Annotated in this window: 24 protein-coding genes; 17 read left to right on the forward strand and 7 right to left on the reverse strand. The window is 70.0% G+C overall.

Annotation, left to right across the window (positions count from 1 at the left end):
- Positions 1-136 precede the first annotated feature (136 nt).
- Positions 137-1,300 (reverse strand): YihY/virulence factor BrkB family protein, encoded by a 1,164-nt coding sequence (locus tag ACWFR3_RS43160; protein ID WP_453740168.1) that lies wholly within the window; start codon positions 1,298-1,300, stop codon positions 137-139.
- Positions 1,301-1,317: 17 nt separating this feature from the next.
- Between ACWFR3_RS43160 and ACWFR3_RS43165 the strand changes: the two genes are divergently transcribed.
- Together ACWFR3_RS43165 and ACWFR3_RS43170 are read left to right on the forward strand one after the other, a co-directional pair.
- Positions 1,318-2,955, forward strand: a complete 1,638-nt coding sequence (locus tag ACWFR3_RS43165) for an acyl-CoA dehydrogenase family protein (protein ID WP_453740169.1) — start codon at positions 1,318-1,320, stop codon at positions 2,953-2,955.
- 266 nt (positions 2,956-3,221) lie between these two features.
- Positions 3,222-4,514, forward strand: coding sequence for a GAF domain-containing protein (locus ACWFR3_RS43170; RefSeq protein WP_453740170.1), 1,293 nt, complete (start codon positions 3,222-3,224; stop codon positions 4,512-4,514).
- A 42-nt stretch (positions 4,515-4,556) separates the two neighbouring features.
- On the opposite strand, the gene ACWFR3_RS43175 is transcribed toward ACWFR3_RS43170, so the two are convergent.
- Positions 4,557-4,826 (reverse strand): hypothetical protein, encoded by a 270-nt coding sequence (locus tag ACWFR3_RS43175; RefSeq protein ID WP_453740171.1) that lies wholly within the window; start codon positions 4,824-4,826, stop codon positions 4,557-4,559.
- Positions 4,827-4,964: 138 nt separating this feature from the next.
- Between ACWFR3_RS43175 and ACWFR3_RS43180 the strand changes: the two genes are divergently transcribed.
- From ACWFR3_RS43180 to ACWFR3_RS43245, 14 genes are all read left to right on the forward strand, one after another.
- The gene (locus tag ACWFR3_RS43180) at positions 4,965-5,525 is read left to right on the forward strand and encodes a GNAT family N-acetyltransferase (protein ID WP_453740172.1); all 561 of its coding nucleotides are present in this window, start codon (positions 4,965-4,967) and stop codon (positions 5,523-5,525) included.
- 208 nt (positions 5,526-5,733) lie between these two features.
- Positions 5,734-5,817 (forward strand): putative leader peptide, encoded by an 84-nt coding sequence (locus tag ACWFR3_RS43185; RefSeq protein WP_323178717.1) that lies wholly within the window; start codon positions 5,734-5,736, stop codon positions 5,815-5,817.
- Positions 5,818-5,932: 115 nt separating this feature from the next.
- Positions 5,933-7,630, forward strand: coding sequence for a nitrite/sulfite reductase (locus tag ACWFR3_RS43190; RefSeq protein WP_453740173.1), 1,698 nt, complete (start codon positions 5,933-5,935; stop codon positions 7,628-7,630).
- Positions 7,627-7,806 carry a hypothetical protein gene (locus ACWFR3_RS43195; RefSeq protein WP_453740174.1) on the forward strand — a complete coding sequence of 60 codons (180 nt, stop codon included), beginning with the start codon at positions 7,627-7,629 and terminating at the stop codon, positions 7,804-7,806. The genes ACWFR3_RS43190 and ACWFR3_RS43195 overlap by 4 nt, the downstream gene beginning before the upstream one ends.
- On the forward strand, positions 7,803-8,516 hold the full coding sequence (locus ACWFR3_RS43200; protein WP_453740175.1) for a phosphoadenylyl-sulfate reductase: 714 nt from the start codon (positions 7,803-7,805) through the stop codon (positions 8,514-8,516). The genes ACWFR3_RS43195 and ACWFR3_RS43200 overlap by 4 nt, the downstream gene beginning before the upstream one ends.
- Positions 8,516-9,103, forward strand: coding sequence for an adenylyl-sulfate kinase (gene cysC, locus ACWFR3_RS43205; RefSeq protein WP_453740176.1), 588 nt, complete (start codon positions 8,516-8,518; stop codon positions 9,101-9,103). Before ACWFR3_RS43200 ends, cysC begins: the two co-directional genes overlap by 1 nt.
- On the forward strand, positions 9,100-10,038 hold the full coding sequence (cysD, locus tag ACWFR3_RS43210; RefSeq protein ID WP_453740177.1) for a sulfate adenylyltransferase subunit CysD: 939 nt from the start codon (positions 9,100-9,102) through the stop codon (positions 10,036-10,038). Before cysC ends, cysD begins: the two co-directional genes overlap by 4 nt.
- Before the next feature lie 2 nt (positions 10,039-10,040).
- Positions 10,041-11,411 (forward strand): sulfate adenylyltransferase subunit 1, encoded by a 1,371-nt coding sequence (locus tag ACWFR3_RS43215; RefSeq protein ID WP_453740178.1) that lies wholly within the window; start codon positions 10,041-10,043, stop codon positions 11,409-11,411.
- Positions 11,412-11,640: 229 nt separating this feature from the next.
- Positions 11,641-12,771, forward strand: coding sequence for an aliphatic sulfonate ABC transporter substrate-binding protein (locus tag ACWFR3_RS43220; protein ID WP_453740179.1), 1,131 nt, complete (start codon positions 11,641-11,643; stop codon positions 12,769-12,771).
- A gap of 37 nt (positions 12,772-12,808) precedes the next feature.
- Entirely contained in the window at positions 12,809-13,597 is a 789-nt protein-coding gene (locus ACWFR3_RS43225; protein WP_453740180.1) for an ABC transporter ATP-binding protein, read from the forward strand.
- Positions 13,584-14,501: an ABC transporter permease gene (locus ACWFR3_RS43230; RefSeq protein WP_453740181.1), complete on the forward strand. Its 918-nt coding sequence runs from the start codon at positions 13,584-13,586 to the stop codon at positions 14,499-14,501. Before ACWFR3_RS43225 ends, ACWFR3_RS43230 begins: the two co-directional genes overlap by 14 nt.
- Before the next feature lie 6 nt (positions 14,502-14,507).
- On the forward strand, positions 14,508-15,269 hold the full coding sequence (locus tag ACWFR3_RS43235) for a sirohydrochlorin chelatase (RefSeq protein WP_453740182.1): 762 nt from the start codon (positions 14,508-14,510) through the stop codon (positions 15,267-15,269).
- Positions 15,270-15,280: 11 nt separating this feature from the next.
- A complete protein-coding gene (locus ACWFR3_RS43240) occupies positions 15,281-16,138 on the forward strand; it encodes an SCO6745 family protein (protein WP_453740183.1) in 858 nt (285 codons plus the stop codon).
- A gap of 83 nt (positions 16,139-16,221) precedes the next feature.
- Positions 16,222-16,731, forward strand: coding sequence for a GNAT family N-acetyltransferase (locus ACWFR3_RS43245; protein WP_453740184.1), 510 nt, complete (start codon positions 16,222-16,224; stop codon positions 16,729-16,731).
- Here the strand turns inward: ACWFR3_RS43245 and ACWFR3_RS43250 are convergent.
- From ACWFR3_RS43250 to ACWFR3_RS43270, 5 genes are all read right to left on the reverse strand, one after another.
- Complete coding sequence (locus ACWFR3_RS43250) at positions 16,724-17,395, reverse strand: mycothiol-dependent nitroreductase Rv2466c family protein (protein WP_453740185.1); 672 nt, start codon at positions 17,393-17,395, stop codon at positions 16,724-16,726. The two genes, ACWFR3_RS43245 and ACWFR3_RS43250, sit on opposite strands and share 8 nt — an antisense overlap.
- A gap of 48 nt (positions 17,396-17,443) precedes the next feature.
- On the reverse strand, positions 17,444-18,466 hold the full coding sequence (locus tag ACWFR3_RS43255) for a ketopantoate reductase family protein (protein ID WP_453740186.1): 1,023 nt from the start codon (positions 18,464-18,466) through the stop codon (positions 17,444-17,446).
- Between the two features lie 55 nt (positions 18,467-18,521).
- Entirely contained in the window at positions 18,522-18,905 is a 384-nt protein-coding gene (locus tag ACWFR3_RS43260) for a nuclear transport factor 2 family protein (RefSeq protein ID WP_453740187.1), read from the reverse strand.
- Positions 18,898-19,461 (reverse strand): DUF1697 domain-containing protein, encoded by a 564-nt coding sequence (locus tag ACWFR3_RS43265; protein WP_453740188.1) that lies wholly within the window; start codon positions 19,459-19,461, stop codon positions 18,898-18,900. The genes ACWFR3_RS43260 and ACWFR3_RS43265 overlap by 8 nt, the downstream gene beginning before the upstream one ends.
- A gap of 110 nt (positions 19,462-19,571) precedes the next feature.
- Positions 19,572-20,780 (reverse strand): S8 family serine peptidase, encoded by a 1,209-nt coding sequence (locus tag ACWFR3_RS43270; RefSeq protein ID WP_453740189.1) that lies wholly within the window; start codon positions 20,778-20,780, stop codon positions 19,572-19,574.
- Between the two features lie 384 nt (positions 20,781-21,164).
- Here ACWFR3_RS43270 and ACWFR3_RS43275 point away from each other — a divergent pair, with 384 nt between their 5' ends.
- Complete coding sequence (locus ACWFR3_RS43275; protein ID WP_453740190.1) at positions 21,165-23,423, forward strand: MMPL family transporter; 2,259 nt, start codon at positions 21,165-21,167, stop codon at positions 23,421-23,423.
- Positions 23,424-23,444 lie beyond the last annotated feature (21 nt).

Raw genomic sequence — 23,444 nt, forward strand, 5'->3', positions numbered from 1 at the left:
CGGCTGAAAGATTCAGCCCGTCCGGCGATTGAGGACGAACTCGGCGGAGCCGGTGATGGCGGTACGTACAAGGCCCTCGCGCCAGCGAGTTTTCGGGAAGGGGTGGGGTTGGGGAAATTAGCCCCGCAGAGAACCTCTACTCCGGCGGAGGCTGTTCCCCGTTGCCTCCGCTGTTGCCCCCGCTGCCACTCTTCTTGACGTGCGTCCGCAGGCGGGAGGAGACGTCGTCCGGGGGGAGGAAGCGGGACCAGCGTTCGGGGAACTCGGAGGGCATGTCCTGGTCGTCGGGGTCCGCGGAAGCCTCCCGCGCGGCGGCCGCGCGGGCCACCACCTCCACCGCCCGCGCCTCCCGTATCCGATCGTTGGCCGCACGCGCGGCAGCCGTGGCGACGGAGGGCCACACCCGGTCGATGGCGGCGTTCACCGCGGCCCCGACAAGCACCGCGAACGCCGACACACCGATCCACAGGAGCACCGCCACCGGCGCGGCCAACGAACCGTAGATCGTGGGGCCTTCGACCGTGCTGGTGAGGTAGATGCGCAGCAGGAAGCTGCCGAGGACCCACATGCCGAGAGCGATCAGCGCACCCGGCATGTCCTCCACCCAGGGCGAGCGCACCGGCACGGACACGTGGTACAGCGTCGTCAGGAACACCACCGACAACAGCGTCACCACAGGCCAGTACAGAACCTGCACCACCGTCGTCGAACCCGGCACCAGATTCACCACCGCATCAGGCCCCGCCACCATCAGCGGCAGCGCCACCGAACCGATCAGCAGCGCCACGATGAACAGGCCGAACGCGAGCAGCCGGGTCTTGACGATGCCGCGTGCGCCGTCCAGGCCGTACATGACCGTGATCGTGTCGATGAAGACGTTCACGGCGCGCGAGCCCGACCACAGGGCGAAGAGGAAGCCGATGGAGATGACGTCGGGACGCCCGACCCGCATGACGTCCTCCAGTATCGGCTGCGCGATCTGGCTGACGCCCTTGTCGGAGAGGACCGTGCGGGACGCCTCGAGGATGTTGTTCTCCACGCTGGCGATGGTGTTCGCGCCGGTCCACCGGTCCACGTACGCGAGCAGACCGATCAGGCTCAGGAGCAGCGGCGGCACGGAGAGCAGCGTGAAGAAAGCCGCCTCGGCCGCCAGACCCAGGATCCGGTATTCGACGCACGAGTTGACCGTGTCCTTGAGCAGCAGCCAGGCAGTCCTGCGCTTGGAGACGTTGCTGTAGAGAGCGCGGGCCCGGTTCCAGCGGCCGCTCGGCCTCCCGGGTGTTTCTTTTGCCTGGTGCACCTCCTTACCGTAGCGGCATGGCAGCCACCACCCACACAGTGACCAACCAGGCTCCGCCCCTGGTGGGATATGACGTCTTTACGTCCGACCGGGCTCTCGCAGAAGGACTCGAACGGCATCTCGATCCCGCGCTTCTCGGTACCGCGCGCGAGCAACTCTCCGAACTCGGGCGTACCGCCGGATCGGTGCAGGCGCGCGAATGGGGGTTTCTGGCCAATGAGAATCCGCCCGTTCTGCACACCCATGACCGCTATGGGAATCGCGTCGACGAAGTCGCCTTCCACCCCTCGTGGCACAGGCTGCTCGGCAAAGCGGTGTCGGCGGGTCTGACCACCGCCTGGTCGCGGCCGGGTGGCCATCTGCGGCGCGCGGCCGGATTCCTGGTGTGGACGCAGGTCGAGGCGGGGCACGGCTGCCCGGTGTCGATGACGCACGCGGCGGTGCCCGCGCTGCGGGCCGACCCCGCGCTGGCCGCCGAGTGGGAACCCCGGCTGACTTCTCTCGTGTACGACGAAGGTCTGCGACCCGCGTCGCAGAAGGCCGGAGTGCTCTTCGGGATGGGCATGACGGAGAAACAGGGCGGAAGTGATGTCCGCGCGAATACGACACGCGCGCGTGCTCTCGCGGAAGAAGGCACCTATGAACTCATGGGGCACAAGTGGTTCTGTTCCGCACCCATGTCCGACGGTTTTCTCGTGCTCGGGCAGGCCGCCGCGGGACTTACGTGTTTTCTCGTGCCGCGCGTACTCGAAGACGGCACCCGTAACGCCTTCGCCATTCAGCGCCTGAAGGACAAACTGGGCAATAAGTCGAATGCCTCCAGCGAAGTCGAGTTCGACGGGACATGGGCGCGCCGGGTGGGTGAGGAGGGGCGCGGGGTGCGCACCATCATCGACATGGTGGCTGCCACGCGGCTCGACTGTGTGGTGGGCTCGGCGGCGATCATGCGGCAGGCCGTCGCGCAGGCCGTGCACCACGCCACGTACCGCGAGGCATTCGGCGGCAAGCTCATCGACAAGCCGCTGATGCGCAACGTACTGGCGGATCTGGCCCTGGAGTCCGAGGCGGCGACGACGCTCGCGCTGCGACTCGCCGCGGCGTACGACGACGGCAGCGAGCAGGAGCGGGCGTTCCTGCGGATCGCGGTGCCGGCCGCGAAGTACTGGGTGACCAAGCGCTGCACGCCGCTCGTGGTGGAGGCTCTGGAGGTGCTCGGCGGCAACGGATACGTAGAGGAGTCGGGGATGCCGCGGCTGCTTCGCGAGTCGCCGCTCAACTCGATCTGGGAGGGCTCGGGGAACGTACAGGCCCTTGACGTGCTGCGTGCGCTGCAGCGGGAGCCGCAGGCGCTGAACGCCTTCCTCCAGGAGGTCGGCCTCGCGCGCGGCGCCGATCACCGTCTGGACGGCGCGATCAAGGCGCTGCTCACCGAACTGGCCGATCTGGACGGCATCGAGGCGCGGGCCCGCCGGCTCACGGAGCGGATGGCGGTGGTGCTCCAGGGTTCGCTGCTGGTGCGGTACGCGCCCCCGGAGGTGGCCGACGCGTTCTGTGCCTCGCGGCTCGGCGGGGACTGGGGGTCGGCGTTCGGGACGCTGCCGCACACCCTCGACCTGGCGTCCGTGGTGGAGCGGGCCGCGCCCGGCACCGACTGACCGACCAGGGCTTTCGGCGGAAACCGGCGGTCTTCGCGGGGGTGGTGCCGCGCCGACACGGCGCCACCCCCGCTCCCCTCAGCTTCGGCCGACGCGGGGCTGTCCGCGAGAGTTGCAGACCGTTGCAATCATCGGTTCTCTGCTGAAGTACATCGGTTCATTACCGAACCAATACCCTCGCTGCCGCTGAGGGGGCACGATGGGTGGATCCGCCCGGCGCGCTGGCTCTGCGCGGGCATTGGGGTGCCCGGGGGAAGGACCCAGTGATGACCGCGACTTCGACGATAGACCTCGCGAGGATCTCCTCCATGGACTGCACCCAGGCCGCGCGGCTGCTGGCGAGCGTGCGCCACGCGACACTCAACGGGCAGCGGCCGCGCGTGCTGCCCCGTCCGGTCATCGAGGAGTCCTGGGGGCGCATGCTGCTCGACGGGGTCGATCCGGACCGCGACTTCCGCTCGGAGCTGCTCGGCGTCGAGGAGCTGGAGGAGCGGCGGCGCGCCTCGCCCCTTGCGGAGGTCATGCCGGTGCTGCGCGAGGCGCTCGTCACGGTGGCGGACGCGGCGCACCACATCATGGTCGTCTGCGACGCGGACGGCCGGGTCCTGTGGCGCGAGGGCAACTCCACGGTGCTGCGCAAGGCGGACTCGCTGGGCTTCGAACCGGGTGCGGACTGGAGCGAGAGCGTCGTCGGCACGAACGGCGTGGGGACACCGCTGGTCGTGCGCCGGCCGGTGCACGTGTTCTCCGCCGAGCACTTCGTCGAGACACACCACGCGTGGACGTGTACGGGCGCGCCCATCACCGATCCCCGCGACGGCCGCCTGCTCGGTGTGGTCGACATCAGCGGGCCGCTGAACACCATGCATCCGGCGATGCTCGCCCTGGTCGACTCGGTGGCGAAGCTCGCCGAGGCCCGGCTGCGGGAGAGCCACGTGTCGGCGCTCGACCGGCTGCGTTCGGTGGCGGCGCCGGTCGTCGCCCGCCTGGAGGGGCGCGCCGTGGCGGTGGACTCCCACGGGTGGACGGCGGCGGTCACGGGAATGCCGCCGACGGACCGGCTCTCCTTGCCCGGGTCCATGGCCGCGGGCCACACCTGGCTGCCCTCGCTCGGCCCCTGCGCGGTGGAGCCGCTGCCGGGCGGCTGGCTGCTGCGCGTCGAGGAGGATCCGCAGCCGCTGGCCGCGACCCGGGTCGTCCTTGACGTACGGGGGCCGCGGCGCTGGTCGGTCACCGTGGAGGGCGGTGGCGCGGGCGGCTGGACGCATGAGCTGAGCCCTCGGCACGCGGAGTTGCTGTTCCTCCTGTGCACGCACCGCAAGGGCCGCAGTGCCTCGGGCCTGGCGGAGGACATGTTCGGCGACCCGGCACGCACGGTGACGGTCCGCGCCGAACTCTCCCGTGTCCGACGCTACTTGGGCAGCCTGCTGGCCCACCGCCCCTACCGCTTCACGGAAGACGTGGACGTAGAGGTGATCCTCCCCGACCACCCGGCGAACCTGCTCCCGCATTCGACGGCCCCTGCGGTACGCGAGGCACGCAGGGTGCCGGAGCCTTGAGTACGCCTACGGACGCCCCCGCCCCCCGCCGGGCGCCGGCGCTCACGCCGCGCCGCGTGACCGGTCGTCCGCGCTGACGGGGCGGATGGCATGGCGCATGAAGGAGTCGACCCGCTCCTGCTCCTCCGGTGTCGGCGGTTTGACGTGCTTCATGGCTTCCCGCCCCGCCGTGCGGCCCGCCCCGTCCTTCGCGGCGCGCTCGGCGGCCCGCGAAAGCCAGGCGGAAACACTCAGCCCTTCGCGCTCGGCAGCCGACGCGGCGGCCTCCAGCGACTCGCTGGGGATGGTGATGGTGACCCGCTCAAGACTCATGTTCCGAGTCCTACTGACCTCCCGGCCCCGCCGCCATATGAACGGGCCGCTTTCACCGGCACGAGCGATACCGCCCCACCGCGCGTCGGGCGGGGCCCGCCTTGGCCGCCGCCCCCGCCCCGTGATTCTCTGACCGGCATGAGCCTCACCGTCACCACTTGGTCCCTGGAGCAGACCGCTCCCACCGATCTGCTTCCCGCCGCCGCGCCCGGCGACGACGTGCGGATCGTCCGGGCCGAGATCCCCTCCCCCGAGTTCAGCCGCTTCCTCTATGCCTCCGTCGGCGGCGACATCCGCTGGACGGACCGTCTTTCGCTGTCCTACGCGCAGTGGCAGGACCAGCTCGGGAAGCCGGGTGTCGAGACGTGGGTCGCCTACGACAAGGGGACACCGGCCGGGTATGTGGAGCTGGCGGCACAGGACGGCGGCGCGGTCGAGATCGTGTACTTCGGTCTCATCCCCGCCTTCCGGGGCCGGCGGATCGGCGGGCACCTGCTCTCGTACGGGGTACGGCGGGCCTGGGACCTGGCCGAGCGCTGGCCGGAGCTGCCCGCGACCCGGCGGGTGTGGGTGCACACCTGCTCCAAGGACGGGGAGCACGCGATGGGTAATTACCTGCGGCGTGGTTTCAAGCTTTTTGACACGGAGGTCTCGCAGGAGGCGGATGTGGCCACGCCCGGTCCGTGGCCCGGGGCTTAGCGCTTCGCGCGGGGGGTGCGTGGTTCGGCTGCGGGTCCGGCGTGGCCGGTCGCGCCCACGCGGCGGAGCCGCATATGTCAGAGCCCCGCGCCTCTGGCGGGGCCCGAAGTGAGTGACCCAAACCACACCGTCCCGCAATGCGAGACCGACAGGTCCACATTCTGGATAATGGTGGACTGGGCCGAAAGTCCCGTGACACGCTTCCGTCATGGATCGCACTGGAATTGCCTTGGTGAGTCGGCGTCACGTCGATCTCTGCCGCATGTCCAGCGCCATGTGTCCGGCGAGCTGACAGCACCAGCGCCGACGCCTCCCTTTTCCTGACCACCCTGTTGCGCACCGCCGCGCCTCCTGCGCGAGTGTGCAGGTCAGCCCCGCCCTCAGCCCGCCTTGAAGGACGTATAGCCATGGCTGCCACCCCCGAAAAGCCCACGACTGCCGCGCCCCGGCGCAAGGCGAGCCGTCACCGTGGTGAGGGCCAGTGGGCCGTTGGCCACTTCACGCCGCTGAACGGCAACGAACAGTTCAAGAAGGATGACGACGGTCTCAATGTGCGGACACGCATTGAGACGATCTACTCCAAACGTGGCTTCGACTCCATCGACCCGAACGATCTCCGTGGACGTATGCGCTGGTGGGGGCTCTACACCCAGCGCCGCCAGGGGATCGACGGCGGCAAGACGGCCATCCTGGAGCCGGAAGAGCTGGACGACGAGTACTTCATGCTCCGGGTCCGCATCGACGGCGGACGCCTCACCACCGAGCAGCTGCGCGTCATCGGCGAGATCTCGCAGGAGTTCGCGCGCGGCACCGCCGACCTCACCGACCGGCAGAACGTCCAGTACCACTGGATCCGCATCGAGGACGTTCCCGAGATCTGGGAGCGCCTCGAAGCCGTCGGGCTCTCCACCACCGAGGCCTGCGGTGACACGCCCCGCGTCATCCTCGGTTCGCCCGTCGCCGGTGTCGCCGAGAACGAGATCATCGACGGCACCCCCGCCATCGACGAGATCAGCCGCCGCTTCATCGGCAGCCCGGAGTTCTCGAACCTGCCGCGCAAGTTCAAGACGGCCATCTCGGGTTCCCCTCAGCTCGATGTCGCGCACGAGATCAACGACATCGCGTTCGTCGGCGTGAACCACCCCGAGCACGGCCCCGGCTTCGACCTCTGGGTCGGCGGCGGCCTCTCCACCAACCCCAAGCTGGGCGTGCGGCTCGGCGCCTGGGTGCCGCTGGACGAGGTGCCGGACGTATGGGCCGGCGTCATCGGCATCTTCCGCGACTACGGCTACCGGCGCCTGCGTACCCGTGCCCGCCTGAAGTTCCTCGTGGCCGACTGGGGCCCGGAGAAGTTCCGGCAGATCCTCCAGGACGAGTACCTCAAGCGGGAGCTCGTCGACGGGCCCGCGCCCGAGCAGCCGGCCGGCACCTGGCGCGACCACCTCGGCGTGCACAAGCAGCAGGACGGCCGCTTCTACGTCGGCTTCGCCCCCCGCGTCGGCCGCGTGGACGGCGCGACGCTCACGAAGATCGCCGACGTCGCCGCGGCCCACGGATCGGGCCGCCTGCGCACCACCGCCGAGCAGAAGATGATCGTGCTCGACGTCGAGGAGGCGCAGGTCGATTCGCTCGTGGCGGGGCTCGAAGCCCTCGACCTGCGGGTCACTCCCTCCCCATTCCGGCGCGGCACCATGGCCTGCACCGGCATCGAGTTCTGCAAGCTCGCGATCGTCGAGACCAAGGTGCGCGGCGCCACGCTCATCGACGAACTGGAGCGCCGCATCCCGGAGTTCGACCACCCCATCACCATCAACATCAACGGCTGCCCGAACGCCTGCGCCCGCATCCAGGTCGCCGACATCGGCCTCAAGGGCCAGCTCGTCCTGGACGACGAGGGCAACCAGGTCGAGGGCTTCCAGGTGCACCTGGGCGGCGCGCTCGGCCTGGAGGCCGGGTTCGGCCGCAAGGTCCGCGGCCTGAAGGTCACTTCGGCCGAGCTGCCCGACTACGTCGAGCGGGTCCTCACACGCTTCCAGGAGGAGCGCGCGGACGACGAGCGCTTCGCCACCTGGGTGGGCCGCGCCAGCGAGGAGGCACTGAAGTGAGCGAGCGCGCCGCCCCCTTCTTCTGCCCCTACTGCGGTGACGAGGACCTGCGCCCGAACGAGACCGGTCACAGCGCCTGGGAATGCGCCGCGTGCAATCGAGCCTTCCAGTTGAAGTTCCTCGGGCTGCTGGCCCGCGGAGTTCAGCGCAACAGCGATGGAGGGGAAGAGATATGACGACCGCTCAGGTCAAAGAGCAGCGTACGGACGACGAGTTGAAGGCCCTCGCCGAGCAGGCGGGGCGCGACCTCGAGGACGCGTCCGCGCTCGACATCCTCCGGTGGGCCGTCGACACCTTCGGCGAGCGCTTCTGCGTGACCTCCTCCATGGAGGACGCCGTCGTCGCCCACCTCGCCTCGCGGGCCCGCCCCGGCGTGGACGTCGTGTTCCTCGACACCGGCTACCACTTCCCCGAGACCATCGGCACCCGTGACGCCGTCGCCGCCGTGATGGACGTCAACGTCATCACGCTCACGCCGAAGCAGACGGTCGCCGAGCAGGACGCCGAGTTCGGCGCGAAGCTGCACGACCGCAACCCCGACCTGTGCTGCGCGATGCGGAAGGTCAAGCCCCTTGAGGAGGGCCTGACTTCGTACGCCGCGTGGGCGACCGGACTGCGTCGTTACGAGTCGCCGACCCGGGCGGGCACCCCGGTCGTCGGCTGGGACGAGAAGCGCCGGAAGGTCAAGGTCTCCCCCATCGCCCGCTGGACGCAGGACGACGTGGACGCCTACGTGAACGAGCACGGCGTCCTGACCAACCCCCTCCTCATGGACGGCTACGGCTCCGTGGGCTGCGCGCCCTGCACCCGCCGCCTCCTGGAGGGCGAGGACGCCCGCGCGGGACGCTGGTCGGGCAACGCCAAGACCGAGTGCGGGATCCATTGATGACAGAGCCGCGTGAAGCGACAGAGCCTCGATACGTATCGGAGAAGCACGTGACCACCGGAGCCACCATCTGGCTCACCGGCCTGCCCAGCGCGGGCAAGACCACCATCGCGTACGAACTCGCGGACAAGCTCCGCGGCGAGGGCCACCAGGTGGAGGTGCTCGACGGCGACGAGATCCGCGAGTTCCTCTCGGCGGGCCTCGGCTTCAGCCGCGAGGACCGGCACACGAACGTGCAGCGCATCGGCTTCGTCGCCGAACTGCTCGCCCGTAACGGCGTGAAGGTCCTGGTGCCGGTGATCGCGCCGTTCGCCGACAGCCGCGACGCGGTGCGGGAGCGCCACCAGAAGGGCGGCACGCCCTACCTGGAGATCCACGTGGCCACGCCGGTGGAGGTCTGCTCCGTACGCGACGTGAAGGGTCTGTACGCCAAGCAGGCGGCCGGTGAGATCTCCGGTCTCACGGGCGTCGACGACCCCTACGAGGCACCCGAGTCACCCGATCTGTGCATCGAGTCCCAGGACCAGACCGTGCAGGAGTCCGCGGCGGCCTTGCGCGCGCTGCTCATCGAAAGGGGTCTGGCATGACGACCACCGTGGCCACAGTGACCGAGGGGACGGACAGCCCGTACGCGCTGTCCCACTTGGACGCTCTGGAGTCCGAGGCGGTGCACATCTTCCGCGAGGTGGCGGGCGAGTTCGAGCGGCCGGTGATTCTCTTCTCCGGCGGCAAGGACTCGATCCTCATGCTGCATCTGGCGCTGAAGGCGTTCGCCCCGGCCGCGATCCCCTTCTCGCTGCTTCACGTGGACACCGGGCACAACTTCCCCGAGGTCCTCGAGTACCGCGACCGCGTGGTCGCCGAGCACGGGCTGCGCCTGCACGTCGCCTCGGTGCAGGACTACATCGACGCGGGCAAGCTGCGCGAGCGCCCCGACGGCACCCGCAACCCGCTGCAGACCGTGCCGCTCACCGAGAAGATCCAGAGCGAGAAGTTCGACGCGGTCTTCGGCGGCGGGCGCCGCGACGAGGAGAAGGCCCGCGCCAAGGAGCGCGTGTTCTCCCTGCGCGACGAGTTCTCCCAGTGGGACCCGCGCCGCCAGCGCCCCGAACTGTGGCAGCTCTACAACGGCCGCCACGCGCCGGGCGAGCACGTCCGCGTCTTCCCGATCTCCAACTGGACCGAGCTGGACGTCTGGCAGTACATCGCCCGCGAGGGCATCGAGCTGCCCGGCATCTACTTCGCGCACGAGCGGGACGTCTTCTCGCGCTCGGGCATGTGGCTGACCGCCGGCGAGTGGGGCGGCCCCAAGGACGACGAGACCGTCGAGAAGCGCCTGGTGCGCTACCGCACGGTGGGCGACATGTCCTGCACCGGCGCCGTCGACTCCGACGCCACCACGCTGGACGCCGTCATCACCGAGATCGCCGCGTCCCGTCTCACCGAGCGCGGCGCCACCCGCGCCGACGACAAGATGTCCGAGGCCGCGATGGAAGACCGCAAGCGCGAGGGGTACTTCTAACCATGACCAGCACCACCGAACCCGACAAGGCCCAGCCGCTCTCGAACGAGCAGCTGTCGGCCACCACCCTGCTGCGGTTCGCCACCGCCGGGTCCGTCGACGACGGCAAGTCCACCCTCGTGGGCCGCCTCCTGCACGACTCCAAGTCGGTCCTCACCGACCAGCTGGAGGCCGTGGAGCGTGCCTCCGCCAGCCGCGGGGCCGAGGCACCCGACCTCGCGCTGCTCACCGACGGCCTGCGCGCCGAGCGCGAGCAGGGCATCACCATCGACGTCGCCTACCGCTACTTCGCCACGCCCGCGCGCCGCTTCATCCTCGCCGACACCCCCGGCCACGTGCAGTACACCCGCAACATGGTCACCGGCGCCTCCACCGCCGACCTCGCCGTGGTCCTGGTCGACGCCCGCAACGGCGTCATCGAGCAGACCCGCCGGCACGCCGCCGTCGCCGCGCTCCTGCGCGTCCCGCACGTGGTGCTCGCCGTGAACAAGATGGACCTCGTCGACTACGAGGAGACCGTCTTCGCGAAGATCGCCGAGGAATTCACCGCGTACGCCGTTGGGTTGGGCGTACCGGAGATCACCGCCATCCCGATCTCCGCGCTGGCCGGCGACAACGTGGTGGAGCCCTCCTCCAACATGGACTGGTACGGCGGCCCCACCGTCCTGGAGCACCTGGAGACGGTCCCGGTCAGCCACGACCTGACCTCCTGCCACGCGCGCCTGCCCGTCCAGTACGTGATCCGCCCGCAGACCGCCGAGCACCCCGACTACCGGGGCTACGCGGGCCAGATCGCGGCCGGAACCTTCCGGGTCGGCGAGTCCATCACCGTGCTTCCCTCGGGCAAGACGTCGAAGATCGCGGGCATCGACCTGCTCGGTGAGCCGGTGGACGTCGCCTGGACGCCGCAGTCCGTGACGCTGCTCCTGGAGAGCGACATCGACATCGCGCGCGGCGACCTGATCGTGCCGAGCGGCGACCAGCCGCCGATCTCGCAGGACCTCACGGCGACGGTCTGCCATGTCGCGGACACCGCGCTCGCCGTCGGCCAGCGGGTGCTGCTCAAGCACACCACCCGCACGGTCAAGGCGATCGTCAAGGACATCCCCTCGCGCCTCACCCTGGACGACCTCTCCCAGCACCCCGCACCCGGCGAGCTGGTCGCCAACGACATCGGCCGCGTCGTCCTGCGCACCGCGGAGCCGATCGCCGTCGACTCGTACGCCGCATCGCGCCGCACCGGATCGTTCCTCCTGATCGACCCGGCCGACGGCACGACGCTCGCGGCGGGCATGGCGGGCGACGCGTTCGCCACCCCCGAGACGGCCGAAGAGGCCGGTCCCGCGGCGGACGACGAGGGCTGGGACTTCTGACATGACCTCCATCGACTACTTCTCGACCTTCGCGAAGGAGGGCGGCCGCATCGGCAGCGGCGCCCTCGGCAGCGGGCAGGGCGGGGTCGGGCGATGTGCGTGAAGACGTACGCGCACTGCCTGCGCGCCCACACCCCCCACGAGTTCGACCTGCGACGACGAAAACCTGCCGATCTCCCGGCCACGCCCTGAGGGCGTGAGAGCCGGGCCAACGAGAGGACCACCTCCCGTGCCTGCCAGCTTCCGCGCACCACGCACCACCGGCGGCCGCCGTGCCCTTGCCGCCGTCGCCGCCCTGCCACTGCTCGCCGTAGTGCTCACCTCCTGCGGCTACGGATCCAACTCGGACGACGACACCGACAAGGCCGAGGTGGCCGCGGGTGCGAAGAAGATCGAGGGCCTTGACGAGGTGAAGATCGGGTACTTCCCGAACCTCACGCACGCCACCGCCCTGGTCGGCGACCAGGAGGGCCTGTTCCAGAAGGAACTGGGCGCGACGAAGGCCAAGTACACGCAGTTCAACGCGGGCCCGTCGGAGATCGAGGCGCTGAACTCGAAGTCCATCGACATCGGCTGGATCGGCCCGTCGCCCTCCATCAACGGCTACACCAAGTCCCAGGGCAAGAACCTGCGCATCATCGGCGGCTCGGCGTCCGGTGGCGTGAAGCTGGTGGTCAACCCGGACAAGATCAAGTCCCTGGACGACGTCAAGGGCAAGAAGATCGCGACACCGCAGCTCGGCAACACGCAGGACGTGGCCTTCCTCAACTGGATCAAGGAAAAGGGCTGGAAGGTCGACGCGGAGAGCGGCAAGGGCGACGTCTCGGTGGTCCGTACCGACAACAAGATCACCCCTGACGCCTACAAGTCCGGCTCGATCGACGGCGCCTGGGTGCCGGAGCCGACCGCCTCGAAGCTGGTCGCCGAGGGCGGCAAGGCGATCCTCGACGAGGCCGACCTGTGGCCGGACAAGAAGTTCGTGATCACGAACATCATCGTGTCGCAGGAGTTCCTCAAGGAGCACCCCAAGGTCGTCGAGGCCGTCCTGCGCGGTTCGGTGAAGACCAACCAGTGGATCAAGGACAACCCGGAGAAGGCGAAGGCGTCCGCCAACGCCGCCCTCAAGGAGGCGTCCGGCAAGGAACTGCCCGCCGACGTCATCGACCCGGCGTGGAAGTCCATCCAGACCACGGACGACCCGCTGGCCGCCACGCTCGACTCCGAGGCCGACCACGCGGTCAAGGCTGGCCTCCTGGACAAGCCGAACCTCAAGGGCATCTACGACCTGAGGCCGCTGAACAAGGTCCTCAAGGCCGAGGGCAAGCCCGCCGTCGACGACGCCGGTCTCGGCGCCAAGTAACCCCGGAATCGGAACCAGTTCCCAGGAGGTGACGACCATGGCAACGACCCTCGCCAAGGCGGCCGACGACATCGCGACGGCCGAACACGCAGCCCGGATCGAGCATGTCTCGAAGTCCTTCGCCACACCCGCCGGGCAGCAGCTCGTCCTGGACGACATCACGCTCGATGTCGCTCCGGGCGAGTTCGTCACCCTCCTGGGGGCCTCGGGCTGCGGCAAGTCGACGCTGCTCAATCTGGTGGCCGGGCTGGACAAGCCGTCGGCGGGCGACATCGCCACCGACGGCCGCCCCGCCCTCATGTTCCAGGAGCACGCGCTGTTCCCGTGGCTGACCGCGGGCAAGAACATCGAGCTCGCCCTGAAGCTGCGCGGCGTCACGAAGGCCGAGCGGCGCGAGCGGGCCGAGGAGCTCCTCGGCCTCGTACGGCTGCAAGGGGCGTACGGCAAGCGGGTGCACGAGCTGTCCGGCGGCATGCGCCAGCGGGTGGCCCTTGCCCGCGCCCTCGCGCAGGACAGCAAGATCCTGCTGATGGACGAGCCGTTCGCGGCGCTCGACGCGATCACGCGTGACGTCCTGCACGACGAGCTGACCCGCATCTGGCGCGAGACCAACGTCTCCGTCCTCTTCGTCACGCACAACGTGCGCGAGGCCGTCCGCCTCGCCGAGCGCGTCGTGCTCCTCTCGTCGCGTCCGGGCCGGGTGGCGCACGAGTGGCGGGTGGACATCCCCCACCCGCGCCGCATCGAGGACTCCGCCGTGGCGGAACTGTCCGTCGAGATCACCGAACAACTGCGTGGGGAGATCCGCCGACATGGCCAGCACTGACACTCCGGTCGACAAGACCGAGGTCGACAAGGCCGAGAGGGACAGCAGCCAGGACCTGGCCGGTCTGGAAGCGGGCCTCGACGCCCTGGACGCGGTCCAGACCCGGCGCACTCCCTTCCGCCAGACCTTCGTCAAGAAGATCCTGCCGCCGGTGACGGCCGTCGTCCTTGTCCTCGTGGTCTGGCAGCTCCTGGTGTGGGCGAAGGTCACCGACGGCTACAAGCTGCCGCCGCCCGCCGACGTCTGGGCCGAGGTGCAGGACGCCTGGCTGGAGGGGACGCTCCTGGAGTACATCTGGACGTCCGTCTCGCGCGGGCTCCTGGGCTTCCTGATGGCCCTCGCCATCGGTACGCCGCTCGGTCTGATCGTGGCCCGGGTGCGGTTCGTCAGGGCCGCGATCGGTCCGATCCTGTCCGGCCTGCAGTCGCTGCCGTCGGTGGCGTGGGTGCCGCCGGCCGTGATCTGGCTCGGCCTCAACGACCAGATGATGTTCGCGGTGATCCTGCTCGGCGCGGTCCCCTCGATCGCCAACGGCCTGGTCGCGGGCGTCGACCAGGTGCCGCCGCTGTTCCTGCGGGCTGGCCGCACCCTGGGTGCGACGGGCCTGCGCCACACCTGGCACATCGTCATGCCGGCGGCGCTGCCCGGTTACCTGGCGGGTCTGAAGCAGGGCTGGGCGTTCTCGTGGCGCTCGCTGATGGCCGCGGAGATCATCGCGCAATCCCCCGACCTGGGCATGGGGCTCGGCCAGCTCCTGGAGGCGGGCCGCACGAACAGCAGCATGTCGCAGGTATTCTTCGCGATCTTCCTCATCCTCATCGTCGGCATCGCCATCGACCTGCTGATCTTCAGTCCCCTTGAGCGGCGCGTGCTGCGCAGCCGCGGACTCCTCGTGAGGAGCTGACCCACCATGTACGGCCGTCCCGTCCTGCTCGTCGTCGCCCACGGCAGCCGCGATCCGCGGCACGCCGAGACGGTGCGCGCCCTGGTGCGCCGGGTGCGGGAGCAGCGGCCGGGGCTGCGGGTGGAGACGGGCTTCCTGGACTTCAATTCGCCCTCGGTCCCCGAGGCGCTCGAATCCCTGGACGCCGAGGGCGTACGGGACGTCATCGCGCTGCCCCTGCTCCTGACCCGGGCGTTCCACGCGAAGTCGGACATCCCCGCGGTCCTGAGCCAGGCGCCGCCCCGCCTGCGCATCCGGCAGGCGGGGGTGCTCGGCCCCTCGCCGCTGCTCCTGACCGCTCTGGACCAGCGGCTGTACGAGGCGGGCCTGACCCCCGCCGACAAGTCCTCGACCGGGGTCGTACTGGCCGCGGCGGGGTCATCGGACCCGGAGGCGATCGCAGTGATCGCTGAAATCGCGCGGGAGTGGCGGCACACCGGTTGGTGCGCCGTGCGGCCTGCGTTCGCCTCCGCATCTCTTCCCCGCACGGAGGACGCCGTGCGGGAACTGCGCGACCTGGGTGTGCGCAGTGTGGCGGTGGCGCCGTATGTCATCGCGCCCGGTTTCCTGCCGGACCGCATCGTGCGGGGCGCCGCCGACGCGGACGTCACCGCCCAAGTCCTCGGCGCCTCGGACGGGTTGGCGCGGCTCCTCGTGCAGCGCTATGACGAGGCACGCGCCGAGTCCGGTGTGGTCGGGCGGGTGGCGCGGGTTCCCGCGCTGGCCTAGCTTGTGGGTTCATGACCCTCACCAGATCCCGGACGCTCTGGCTGCGGACCGAGCCCCTGCACGCAGTCATCTACTTCGAGGAGGGCTGCCGCGATCTGGGCCGGGCGCTGGGCCTCAAGGGCTTCTGGATGGGCTACTTCGCTGCCCGCACGGCTCCCATGGGTCCCGTCGAGGCGGGCCCGGCCACGGCATCGCTCGGCGTCTTCGCCCCCGGCATGGTGGCGCGGGCGCTGCCCTCCGCCTGGCAGTACGTGTCACCGGGCCGGATCGTGGAGGAGCGCGCGGCCTACACGGCACGGGCCCTTCGCGCCCTGGTGCCGGGCATCGACGACCAGGCCATCGCGCTCTGTCCGCCCCTGGCGGCGATGGTCGAGGACGCCCCGTCGCTCGCCCGCCCGCTGTTCGCGGCGAACCGGGACGTGAGCGACCGGACCGACCCGGTACAACGACTGTGGCAACTGGTCACCTGCGTACGCGAGTTCAGGGGCGACGCGCATGTCGCCGCGCTCGCCGACCATGGCCTGGACGCCTGCGAGGCGGTGGTGCTCGCCGCCGCGACGGGGCGCGTGGACCCGGACACCATCCGGCACGACAGGGGGTGGAGCGAACAGGAGTGGGCGCACGCGGTGGACCGGCTGCGGGGGCGCGGTCTGGTGGACGGGGACGGACACGTCACCGAGCACGGCCGCACGGAGCGGGAGTTGATCGAGGACGCCACGGACCGCCTCTCGGCCCGGCTCCTTCGCCCGCTCGCCGCGCGGGACGCGGACGCGCTCCTGGCCGCCCTCGAACGTCCGGTGCGGCAGATCCTCGCGGCGGGCCTCGTACCCTTCCCCAATCCGATCGGCCTGCCGCGGCCCGCGGCCTGAGCGGGCCCGGCGGGCCGCGCAGGCCGAACGGACCGGGCCAATCAGGTTGCCGCGACGCCGTTCCTGGCCCTACCGTCACGCCGATGACCCCCGTACTCCGTTCCGAACGCCTGAGCCTGTCCCCCTATGTCGCCGCCGACGAGGAACAGTTCGTCTCGCTGCTCCAGGACGAGGCCGTGGGCCGCTGGTTCGGGGACGGGATGCAGAGCGTGGAGCAGACCCATGCGCTGTTCCGCCGGATCTTCGGGCTCGTGTACGCCGAGAACCAGTTCCCGGTGTGGGCGGTGCGGCACGAGGGCCGCTATATCGGCCACGCGGAGATAAAGCCGTCGCCCGAGAGCTGGCTCGACGGTCACGAGATCGTCTACGGCCTTTTCCGGGGCAGCTGGGGCAAGGGTCTAGGCACGGAACTCGCCCGCCTGCTCACCGCGTACGGCCATGAGACGCTGGCCCTGTCCCGGGTGCACGCGACCGTGGACGCCGAGAACACCGCGTCCCTGACGGTCCTCAAGCGCCTCGGCTACACGCAGGGCCGGTCGGTCCCGGAGGACAACGGCCGCACCACGCTCCTGATGACCTCGGCGCTCAGCTGAAGTCGAGGCCGCCGCTGCGGGTGCGCTTCAGCTCGAAGAGGTCGGGGCAGCCCGCGAGCACCCGGAAGCTGTCGAAGAGCCGCACCGCGTCGTCGCCGCGCGGAATCGCCCGCAGCACGGGCCCGAACCAGACGGTGCCGTCGACGTGGATCGTCGGGGTGCCGACGTAGGCACCCTCCTCGGGGTCCTTTCCCGCGTCATGGCTGCGGCGCACCGCGTCGTCGTACGCCGTGTCGTACGCGGCGTCGGCAAGGGCGGCGGGCAGGCCGGTCTCGGCCAGTGCCTCGGCGATGACCTGGTCGAAGTCCTCGTTCTTGTCCCGGTGGATGCGGGTGCCGAAGGCCGTGTAGAGGTCCCGCAGGACGTCATCGCCGTGCTGCTCCGCCGCGGCGGCGGCCACGCGCACCGGGCGGATCGACTTGTCGACGAGCTCCCGGTACCAGTCGGGCAGTTCGTTTCCGGTGTTGTGGAAGTAGAGGCTCATCACGTGGAAGCGGAGGTCGAGGTCGCGGGCACGTTCGACCTCCAGGATCCAGCGGGACGTGATCCAGGCGAAGGGGCAGGCCGGATCGAACCAGAAGTCGATGCGGGTCCGGGGAGCGGTCTCCTCCGGAGCCTTGGAGGAGTCGGCCTGAGCCTTGGAGGTGTCGTCCGTCGTCGTCATGAGCCGACCATAACGAGCGATTGGCGCACACCCCCGGGCCATTCGCCCTCACTCCAGGCGGGCCACTTCCTCTGCCCTCGCCACCAGGCCGAGCAGTTCGGACACCGGCATCGACCCGGCGTCGCGCCGCTCGCGCGCGAACGCGTTCGCCACGGCCTGCAGGGCGTCGTTCACCGGCGTCGGCACCCCGTGCAGACGGCCGAGCAGCGCGATCTCGCCGTTGAGGTAGTCCGCCTCGATGGTGCCCGTGCCCCGGCTCAGGCTCTGCCAGGACGAGCCGCCGCCGCGCTTCGAGCCGTCGAAGGGCTCGAAACTGACGCGGTCGCCGCGCGCTTCCTTCTGTTCCTGTTCGCCCACCGCCCCGATGCCGGCGGCGGCGAGCACCGCCTCGCCCTCCGCGCGGGCCCGCCGGTAGAGGGCGATGGCCTCTTCACCGGCGAGCACACCCGTGACCGCCTCGATGGAGTTGGCCAGGTTGGCGAGCAGCTTCCCGTATTTCCAGCGCATCACGTCCGCCACGACGGGCGAGAACAGCTTTGACTTCTCCAGGTCGGCGGAGATGAGCCGGGCGGTGTCGTCCGTGCCTCCGGGGTAGCGGCCCAGGTGCAGGATGCCCGTGTAGGGGGCACCCGCCGCGGAGACCGAGCCCGGCTCGACGTGGGTCGCGGGCAGCCAGACACACATCCCGTACACCCGCCTGAAGCGGCGCAGCGCGATGCGTTCGCTCTCCACGCCGTTCTGCGCGCAGATCAGCGGAAGGACCTCGCCCGCCGTGCCGCCGCCCGCCACCGGGCGCCCGCTCCAGGCGTCGAGGGCGGCGGCGCAGTCCTGTGTCTTCACGGCGAGGAACAGCACGTCGTCCGCGCGCAACTCGCCGAGTTCTTCGGGGGTCCGCACGACGGGCAGCCGGTGGACGACCGTCCCGTCGGCCGTCCTGACCCGCAGTCCGTTGTCCCGTACCGCCTCGTAGTGCGCGCCGCGCGCGACGAGGACCACGTCATGGCCGCTCTCGGCGAGGCGTCCGCCCACCGTGCCGCCGATCGCCCCTGCTCCGATGATGATGTAGCGCATGGAGCCGAGCCTCGCACATCCGGCCGGGCAGGATCAGGCTTCCGACCGGGGAGGATCAGGCTTCCGGCGGGCCTTCCGCGCTGAACGGTGTCCCCTGATGGAACCAGAGCAGCCACTCGCCCTCGTGCCGGCGCCACAGTGAACTGCGGTGCGCCTTGCGTCCGTTGCTCTCGGTGTCGAAGGTGAGGTGCACGACGCCGTCGGCGAGTTCGACGCCCCGCATCCGGGAGGTCATGATCGGGCGGCCGGTCCGGTGCGTGTTCTCGCTGAGGGCCTTGATGATCGACTCGCGGTCCCAGGGGGTACCGGAAGCTCCGAACTCGGTGAATTCCGGGTGCAGCAGCGCGGCGAGCAGTTCGGGCCGCGTGCGGACCTCGGGGGCGAGCAGCCGCAGTTCGGCCTCGATGGCCGCGTCGACGGCGGGGGTGCGGTCAGCCACGGTCCGGCTCCCCGGTCAGTTCCACCAGCTTGGCGACGGTGTTCCAGTTGCGGGATGTGGCGATGACGCCCTTGAACAGGGCCGGGCGTGAGAGGACCTCACCCAGCTTGGAGCGGCCGAGTCCGTCCGGCGCGTAGAGGTAGAGGGCGCGGTCGCCGAGCCGGAACTCCTCGGGGAGGTAGGCCTTCTGGTCGAGCCCGTCGAGCCGGGAGGCGTCGACCTGCTCGGAGAAGTACGTGACGTGCAGTTGCTTTCCTTCGAGGTCGGCGGCCGGGAAGGGGCAGGCGTCGGCGACCGCCTTCAGATAGGCGCCGTCGCGCACCAGGACGTCCACGGCGAAGCCGAAGTGCCCCTCGATGGCCTCGCTCACCCGCGCGGCCAGATCGTTCTCGTCGGCGGCTTCCGTGGTGAAGACCGCGTTGCCGCTCTGCAGATGGGTGCGTACGTCGCCGAATCCGAGATCGGAGAGCAGCGGACGCAACTCCCCCATCGGCACCTTCTTTTTGCCGCCCACGTTGATGCCGCGCAGGAGCGCCGCGTATGCCTTGACCGTCATCCGCACACCATAAGACGACCGTCGCACCCCGTGGGGGTGGGCGCGACGGCCGCCTGTCCTGTGGGTGTTGCCCGGCCGGGTGTCCCCCGGCCGGACGCAACTGGCAGGTGTTACTCGACGACCTTGAGCAGCTTGTTGGGCGTGCCCTCGCTCGGGTTCGAGATCTTGTCCGCGGTCGCGCCGTCGGTCAGCGCCTTGGAGACGGCGTCCGGCTTGGCGTCCGGGTGGGCGCCGAGGTAGACGGCGGCGGCGCCCACGACGTGCGGGGTGGCCATCGACGTGCCGGAGATGGTGTTGGTGGCGTCGTCACCCGTGTTCCAGTCGGACGTGATGTCCGAGCCGGGGGCGTAGATGTCCACGACCTTGCCGAAGTTGGAGAAGTCCGACTGCTCGTCGTCCTTGGTCGAGGAGGCGACCGTGATGGCCTCCTTCACGCGGGACGGGGAGCCCTGACCGGCGTCCGAGGACTCGTTGCCGGCCGCGACCGCGAAGGTGACGCCGGAGGCGATGGCCTTCTGGACCGCCGCGTCGAGCGCCTCGTCGGCGCCGCCGCCCAGGCTCATGTTGGCGACCGAGGGGCCCTCGTGGTTCTTGGTGACCCAGTCGATGCCGGCGACGACCTGCTCGGTGGTGCCGGAGCCCTGGTCGTCAAGGACGCGGACCGCGACGATCTTCGCCTTCTTGGCGACGCCGTGCGCGTCACCGGCGATGGTGCCCGCGACGTGCGTGCCGTGGCCGTTGCCGTCGTCCGCATTGTCGTCGTTGTCGACGGCGTCGAAGCCGGACGTGGCGCGACCGCCGAAGTCCTTGTGGCTGACGCGGACACCGGTGTCGATGACGTACGCCGTGGCGCCCTCACCGGCCGCGTCGGGGTACGTGTACTTCTTGTCGCCCGCGGTGTCGTCCTGGTCGATGCGGTCGAGGCCCCATGACGGCGGGTTGTCCTGGGTGGCGTTGATGCTGAACTTCTTGGACTGGACGACCTTGCCGACGGCCGGGTCGGCGGCCAGGCGCTTGGCGTCCGTCTCGCTGAGTCCCTTGGCCGAGAAGCCGTTGATCGCGGAGGAGTAGTTGTGCTTCAGCTTGCCGCCGTACTCCGCGGCGAGGTCGGACTTGGCGCCCTTGTCGGCCTTCTCGTCGAGCATGACGATGTAGCTGCCGGCGACGGCGCCCTTGGCGTTCGCTCCGTAGACCTTGCCCTCGGCGGGGGTTGCCGCACCGGCGAACGAGGTCGCGAAGACGGTGACGCCGACCGCGGTGGCGGCGGTGGCTATCGCCGCGACGAGCTTCACCGAGCGGACACGCTTGTGTGTTGCCATGAAGAGGGGTCTCCTCGTGGTGTCTGTGGGGGGATGTGGGGGGTTTTCAAAACTTCACTGCAACGACCCTTGAGATCCGGAAGATCTCCGGGCGTTGGGACGAAACCATGTCTGATTGACGCGCGCAGATCAATACCTACATACACCTGTGACTTGTTCAACAAGGTTCTGTAATAACAAATCGGGCCCCCGTCGGCAGATCGGACACCGCGGGGCTGAATCCCGTAAGTCCGCCCCGCAAGTCCTCATAGATGTAAGGGGCTTGTGCTGCCCCGACTCCTTCTTGGCGAGGAGGGCGACCGGTCCGGAGGGAGGAGAAGACCCCCGCCCGGTTCACCGTCCGGCACGACGAGCGCGTCCCCGGCCCCGCCCTAGCTTCGAGCCATGGGGAATCAGAGCATGCGAGTACGGGGGATAGCCGCCCGGGCCGGCGGATGGAGCGCCAGGCACCGATGGGCGGCCGTGGGCATCTGGGTGCTCTTCGTCGTGGTGTCGATGGCGCTCGGCTCCGCGGTGGGCCGCACGGACGTCGACCAGAACGATCTCAAGGGCGAGATCAACCAGGCGACACAGATCGTGGACGACGCCGGTATCAAGGAGCCGGTCGGCGAGAGCGTCCTGATCCAGGCGAAGGAGAGCGGGCCCGGTGCGCTCAAGGCGACCGATCCGCGGTTCCGCCAGACCGTCGACGACGTCATGCAGGCGGTGCGGGCCACCGGTGAAGTGACGGCGGTGACATCGCCGCACAAGAGCGAGTCGGTCAGCAAGGACGGCCGCAGCGCCCTGGTGCGCTTCGACATGCGCGGCGACGACGAGACGGCGGGCGACCGGGTCGGGCCGGTCCTGACGGCCGTCGGCAAGGTGGCGGACGCGCACGAGCGCGACGGGCTGCGGGTCGAGGAGATCGGCGGCGCCAGCATGCAGAAGACGTTCGACGACGCCTTCGGCGAGGACTTCAAGCAGGCCGAGTACTCCGCGGTGCCCGTCGCCTTCGGCATCCTGCTCATCGCCTTCGGCGCACTGGTCGCGGCGCTGCTCCCGGTGGCCCTGGCGGTCACCGCGATCATGGCGACGATGGGTCTGATGGCCCTGGTCAGCCAGGTCCAGCCGATGAGCGAGACGGCGAACTCGGTGATGCTCCTGGTGGGTCTCGCGGTCGGCGTCGACTACTGCCTCTTCTATCTGCGGCGCGAACGCGAGGAACGCGCCAAGGGCCGTGACGCACAGACCGCGCTGAACATCGCGGCGGCCACCAGCGGCCGTGCCGTGGTCGTCTCGGGCATCACGGTGTGCGTGGCGATGGCGGGCATGCTGTTCACCGGCATCGGCGAGTTCGAGGCGATGGGAGTCGCGTCGCTGATGGTGGTCGCGGTCGCCATGGTGGGCTCGGTGACGGTCCTGCCCGCGCTGCTCTCGCTGCTCGGCGAGCGGGTGGAGAAGGGCCGCGTGCCGTTCCTGCGCCGCCGCGAGCGGGCGGGCGGCGTGCCGAGCGAGAGCAGGCTGTGGCGGGCGGTCGTCGGCCGGGTCCTGAAGCGCCCGGTCGTCTCGGTGGTGATCGCGGCGGGTGTCCTCGCGGCGATCGCGCTGCCCGCGCTCGGCATGAAGACCCAGCAGCTGACCCTCGACCAGGAGTTCGGCGACTCGCTGCCGATCGTGGCGACGTACGACCGGGTCAACGAGGCGTTCCCCGGCGGCTCGGAACCCGCCGAGGTCGTGGTGAAGGCCGATGACATCGACTCGGCCCCGGTGAAGGCGGCGATCGCCGGCTTCCGGAAGCAGGCGGTGAGCTCGGGGGCGTCCGGCGGTCCGGTCGAGGTGAAGGTCCACGAGCGCGAGAACGTCGCGTTCCTGTCCGTACCGCTGGTCGGCGGCTCCGATCAGGACAAGGCCGAGAAGAGCCTCGATCTCCTGCGGGACGAGGTGCGGCCCGCGACGCTCGGCGAGGTCGACGGCGTCGAGGCGCCGGTGACGGGTCAGGTGGCGGGCTCGAAGGACTTCAACGACCAGCTCTCCTCGTCGGTCCCGCCGGTCTTCGCGTTCGTGGTGGTCTTCGCGTTCGTGCTGATGCTGCTCTCGTTCCGCTCGCTGACGATCGCGATCACGTCGATCGTCCTCAACCTGCTCTCGGTGGGGGCGGCCTACGGAATCCTGGTGATCGTCTTCCAGCACGGCTGGGGCGCGTCACTGGTGGGCGCGGAGGGAGTGGGCGCGATCATCGCGTGGCTGCCGCTGTTCCTCTTCGTGATCCTCTTCGGCCTCTCGATGGACTACCACGTGTTCGTCGTCTCCCGGATCAGGGAGGCGCGGCTCCAGGGGCGTACGACGAAGGACGCGATCAGCCACGGGGTGGTGACCACGGCGGGCGTCGTGACGAGCGCGGCCGTGATCATGGTCGCCGTCTTCGCGATCTTCGGGACGCTGTCCATGCAGTCCATGAAACAGATGGGCGTCGGACTCGCGGCAGCGGTCCTGATCGACGCGACGGTGATCCGGGGAGTGCTGCTCCCGGCGGTGATGGCGCTGCTCGGGGAGCGGAACTGGTACTTGCCGCGGTGGCTGCGGTGGCTGCCGGACATGACGCACGACGAGTCCCCTGAGGGGGAGGCGCCCGTCTCCCCGCCCGTGGAACGGGTCCGGGCGTGAGAACGCCGGACGGGCTGGAGG

It is taken from the genome of Streptomyces sp. NPDC055189 (genome assembly GCF_053606765.1).

Coding starts and splice junctions, on each gene's coding strand:
- ACWFR3_RS43165 (WP_453740169.1), top strand. CDS start 1,318: ATGGCAGCCACCACCCACACAGTGACCAACCAGGCTCCGCCCCTGGTG.
- ACWFR3_RS43170 (WP_453740170.1), top strand. CDS start 3,222: ATGACCGCGACTTCGACGATAGACCTCGCGAGGATCTCCTCCATGGAC.
- ACWFR3_RS43175 (WP_453740171.1), bottom strand. CDS start 4,826: ATGAGTCTTGAGCGGGTCACCATCACCATCCCCAGCGAGTCGCTGGAG.
- ACWFR3_RS43180 (WP_453740172.1), top strand. CDS start 4,965: ATGAGCCTCACCGTCACCACTTGGTCCCTGGAGCAGACCGCTCCCACC.
- ACWFR3_RS43185 (WP_323178717.1), top strand. CDS start 5,734: ATGGATCGCACTGGAATTGCCTTGGTGAGTCGGCGTCACGTCGATCTC.
- ACWFR3_RS43190 (WP_453740173.1), top strand. CDS start 5,933: ATGGCTGCCACCCCCGAAAAGCCCACGACTGCCGCGCCCCGGCGCAAG.
- ACWFR3_RS43200 (WP_453740175.1), top strand. CDS start 7,803: ATGACGACCGCTCAGGTCAAAGAGCAGCGTACGGACGACGAGTTGAAG.
- cysC (WP_453740176.1), top strand. CDS start 8,516: ATGACAGAGCCGCGTGAAGCGACAGAGCCTCGATACGTATCGGAGAAG.
- cysD (WP_453740177.1), top strand. CDS start 9,100: ATGACGACCACCGTGGCCACAGTGACCGAGGGGACGGACAGCCCGTAC.
- ACWFR3_RS43215 (WP_453740178.1), top strand. CDS start 10,041: ATGACCAGCACCACCGAACCCGACAAGGCCCAGCCGCTCTCGAACGAG.
- ACWFR3_RS43225 (WP_453740180.1), top strand. CDS start 12,809: ATGGCAACGACCCTCGCCAAGGCGGCCGACGACATCGCGACGGCCGAA.
- ACWFR3_RS43230 (WP_453740181.1), top strand. CDS start 13,584: ATGGCCAGCACTGACACTCCGGTCGACAAGACCGAGGTCGACAAGGCC.
- ACWFR3_RS43235 (WP_453740182.1), top strand. CDS start 14,508: ATGTACGGCCGTCCCGTCCTGCTCGTCGTCGCCCACGGCAGCCGCGAT.
- ACWFR3_RS43240 (WP_453740183.1), top strand. CDS start 15,281: ATGACCCTCACCAGATCCCGGACGCTCTGGCTGCGGACCGAGCCCCTG.
- ACWFR3_RS43245 (WP_453740184.1), top strand. CDS start 16,222: ATGACCCCCGTACTCCGTTCCGAACGCCTGAGCCTGTCCCCCTATGTC.
- ACWFR3_RS43250 (WP_453740185.1), bottom strand. CDS start 17,395: ATGACGACGACGGACGACACCTCCAAGGCTCAGGCCGACTCCTCCAAG.
- ACWFR3_RS43255 (WP_453740186.1), bottom strand. CDS start 18,466: ATGCGCTACATCATCATCGGAGCAGGGGCGATCGGCGGCACGGTGGGC.
- ACWFR3_RS43265 (WP_453740188.1), bottom strand. CDS start 19,461: ATGACGGTCAAGGCATACGCGGCGCTCCTGCGCGGCATCAACGTGGGC.
- ACWFR3_RS43270 (WP_453740189.1), bottom strand. CDS start 20,780: ATGGCAACACACAAGCGTGTCCGCTCGGTGAAGCTCGTCGCGGCGATA.
- ACWFR3_RS43275 (WP_453740190.1), top strand. CDS start 21,165: ATGGGGAATCAGAGCATGCGAGTACGGGGGATAGCCGCCCGGGCCGGC.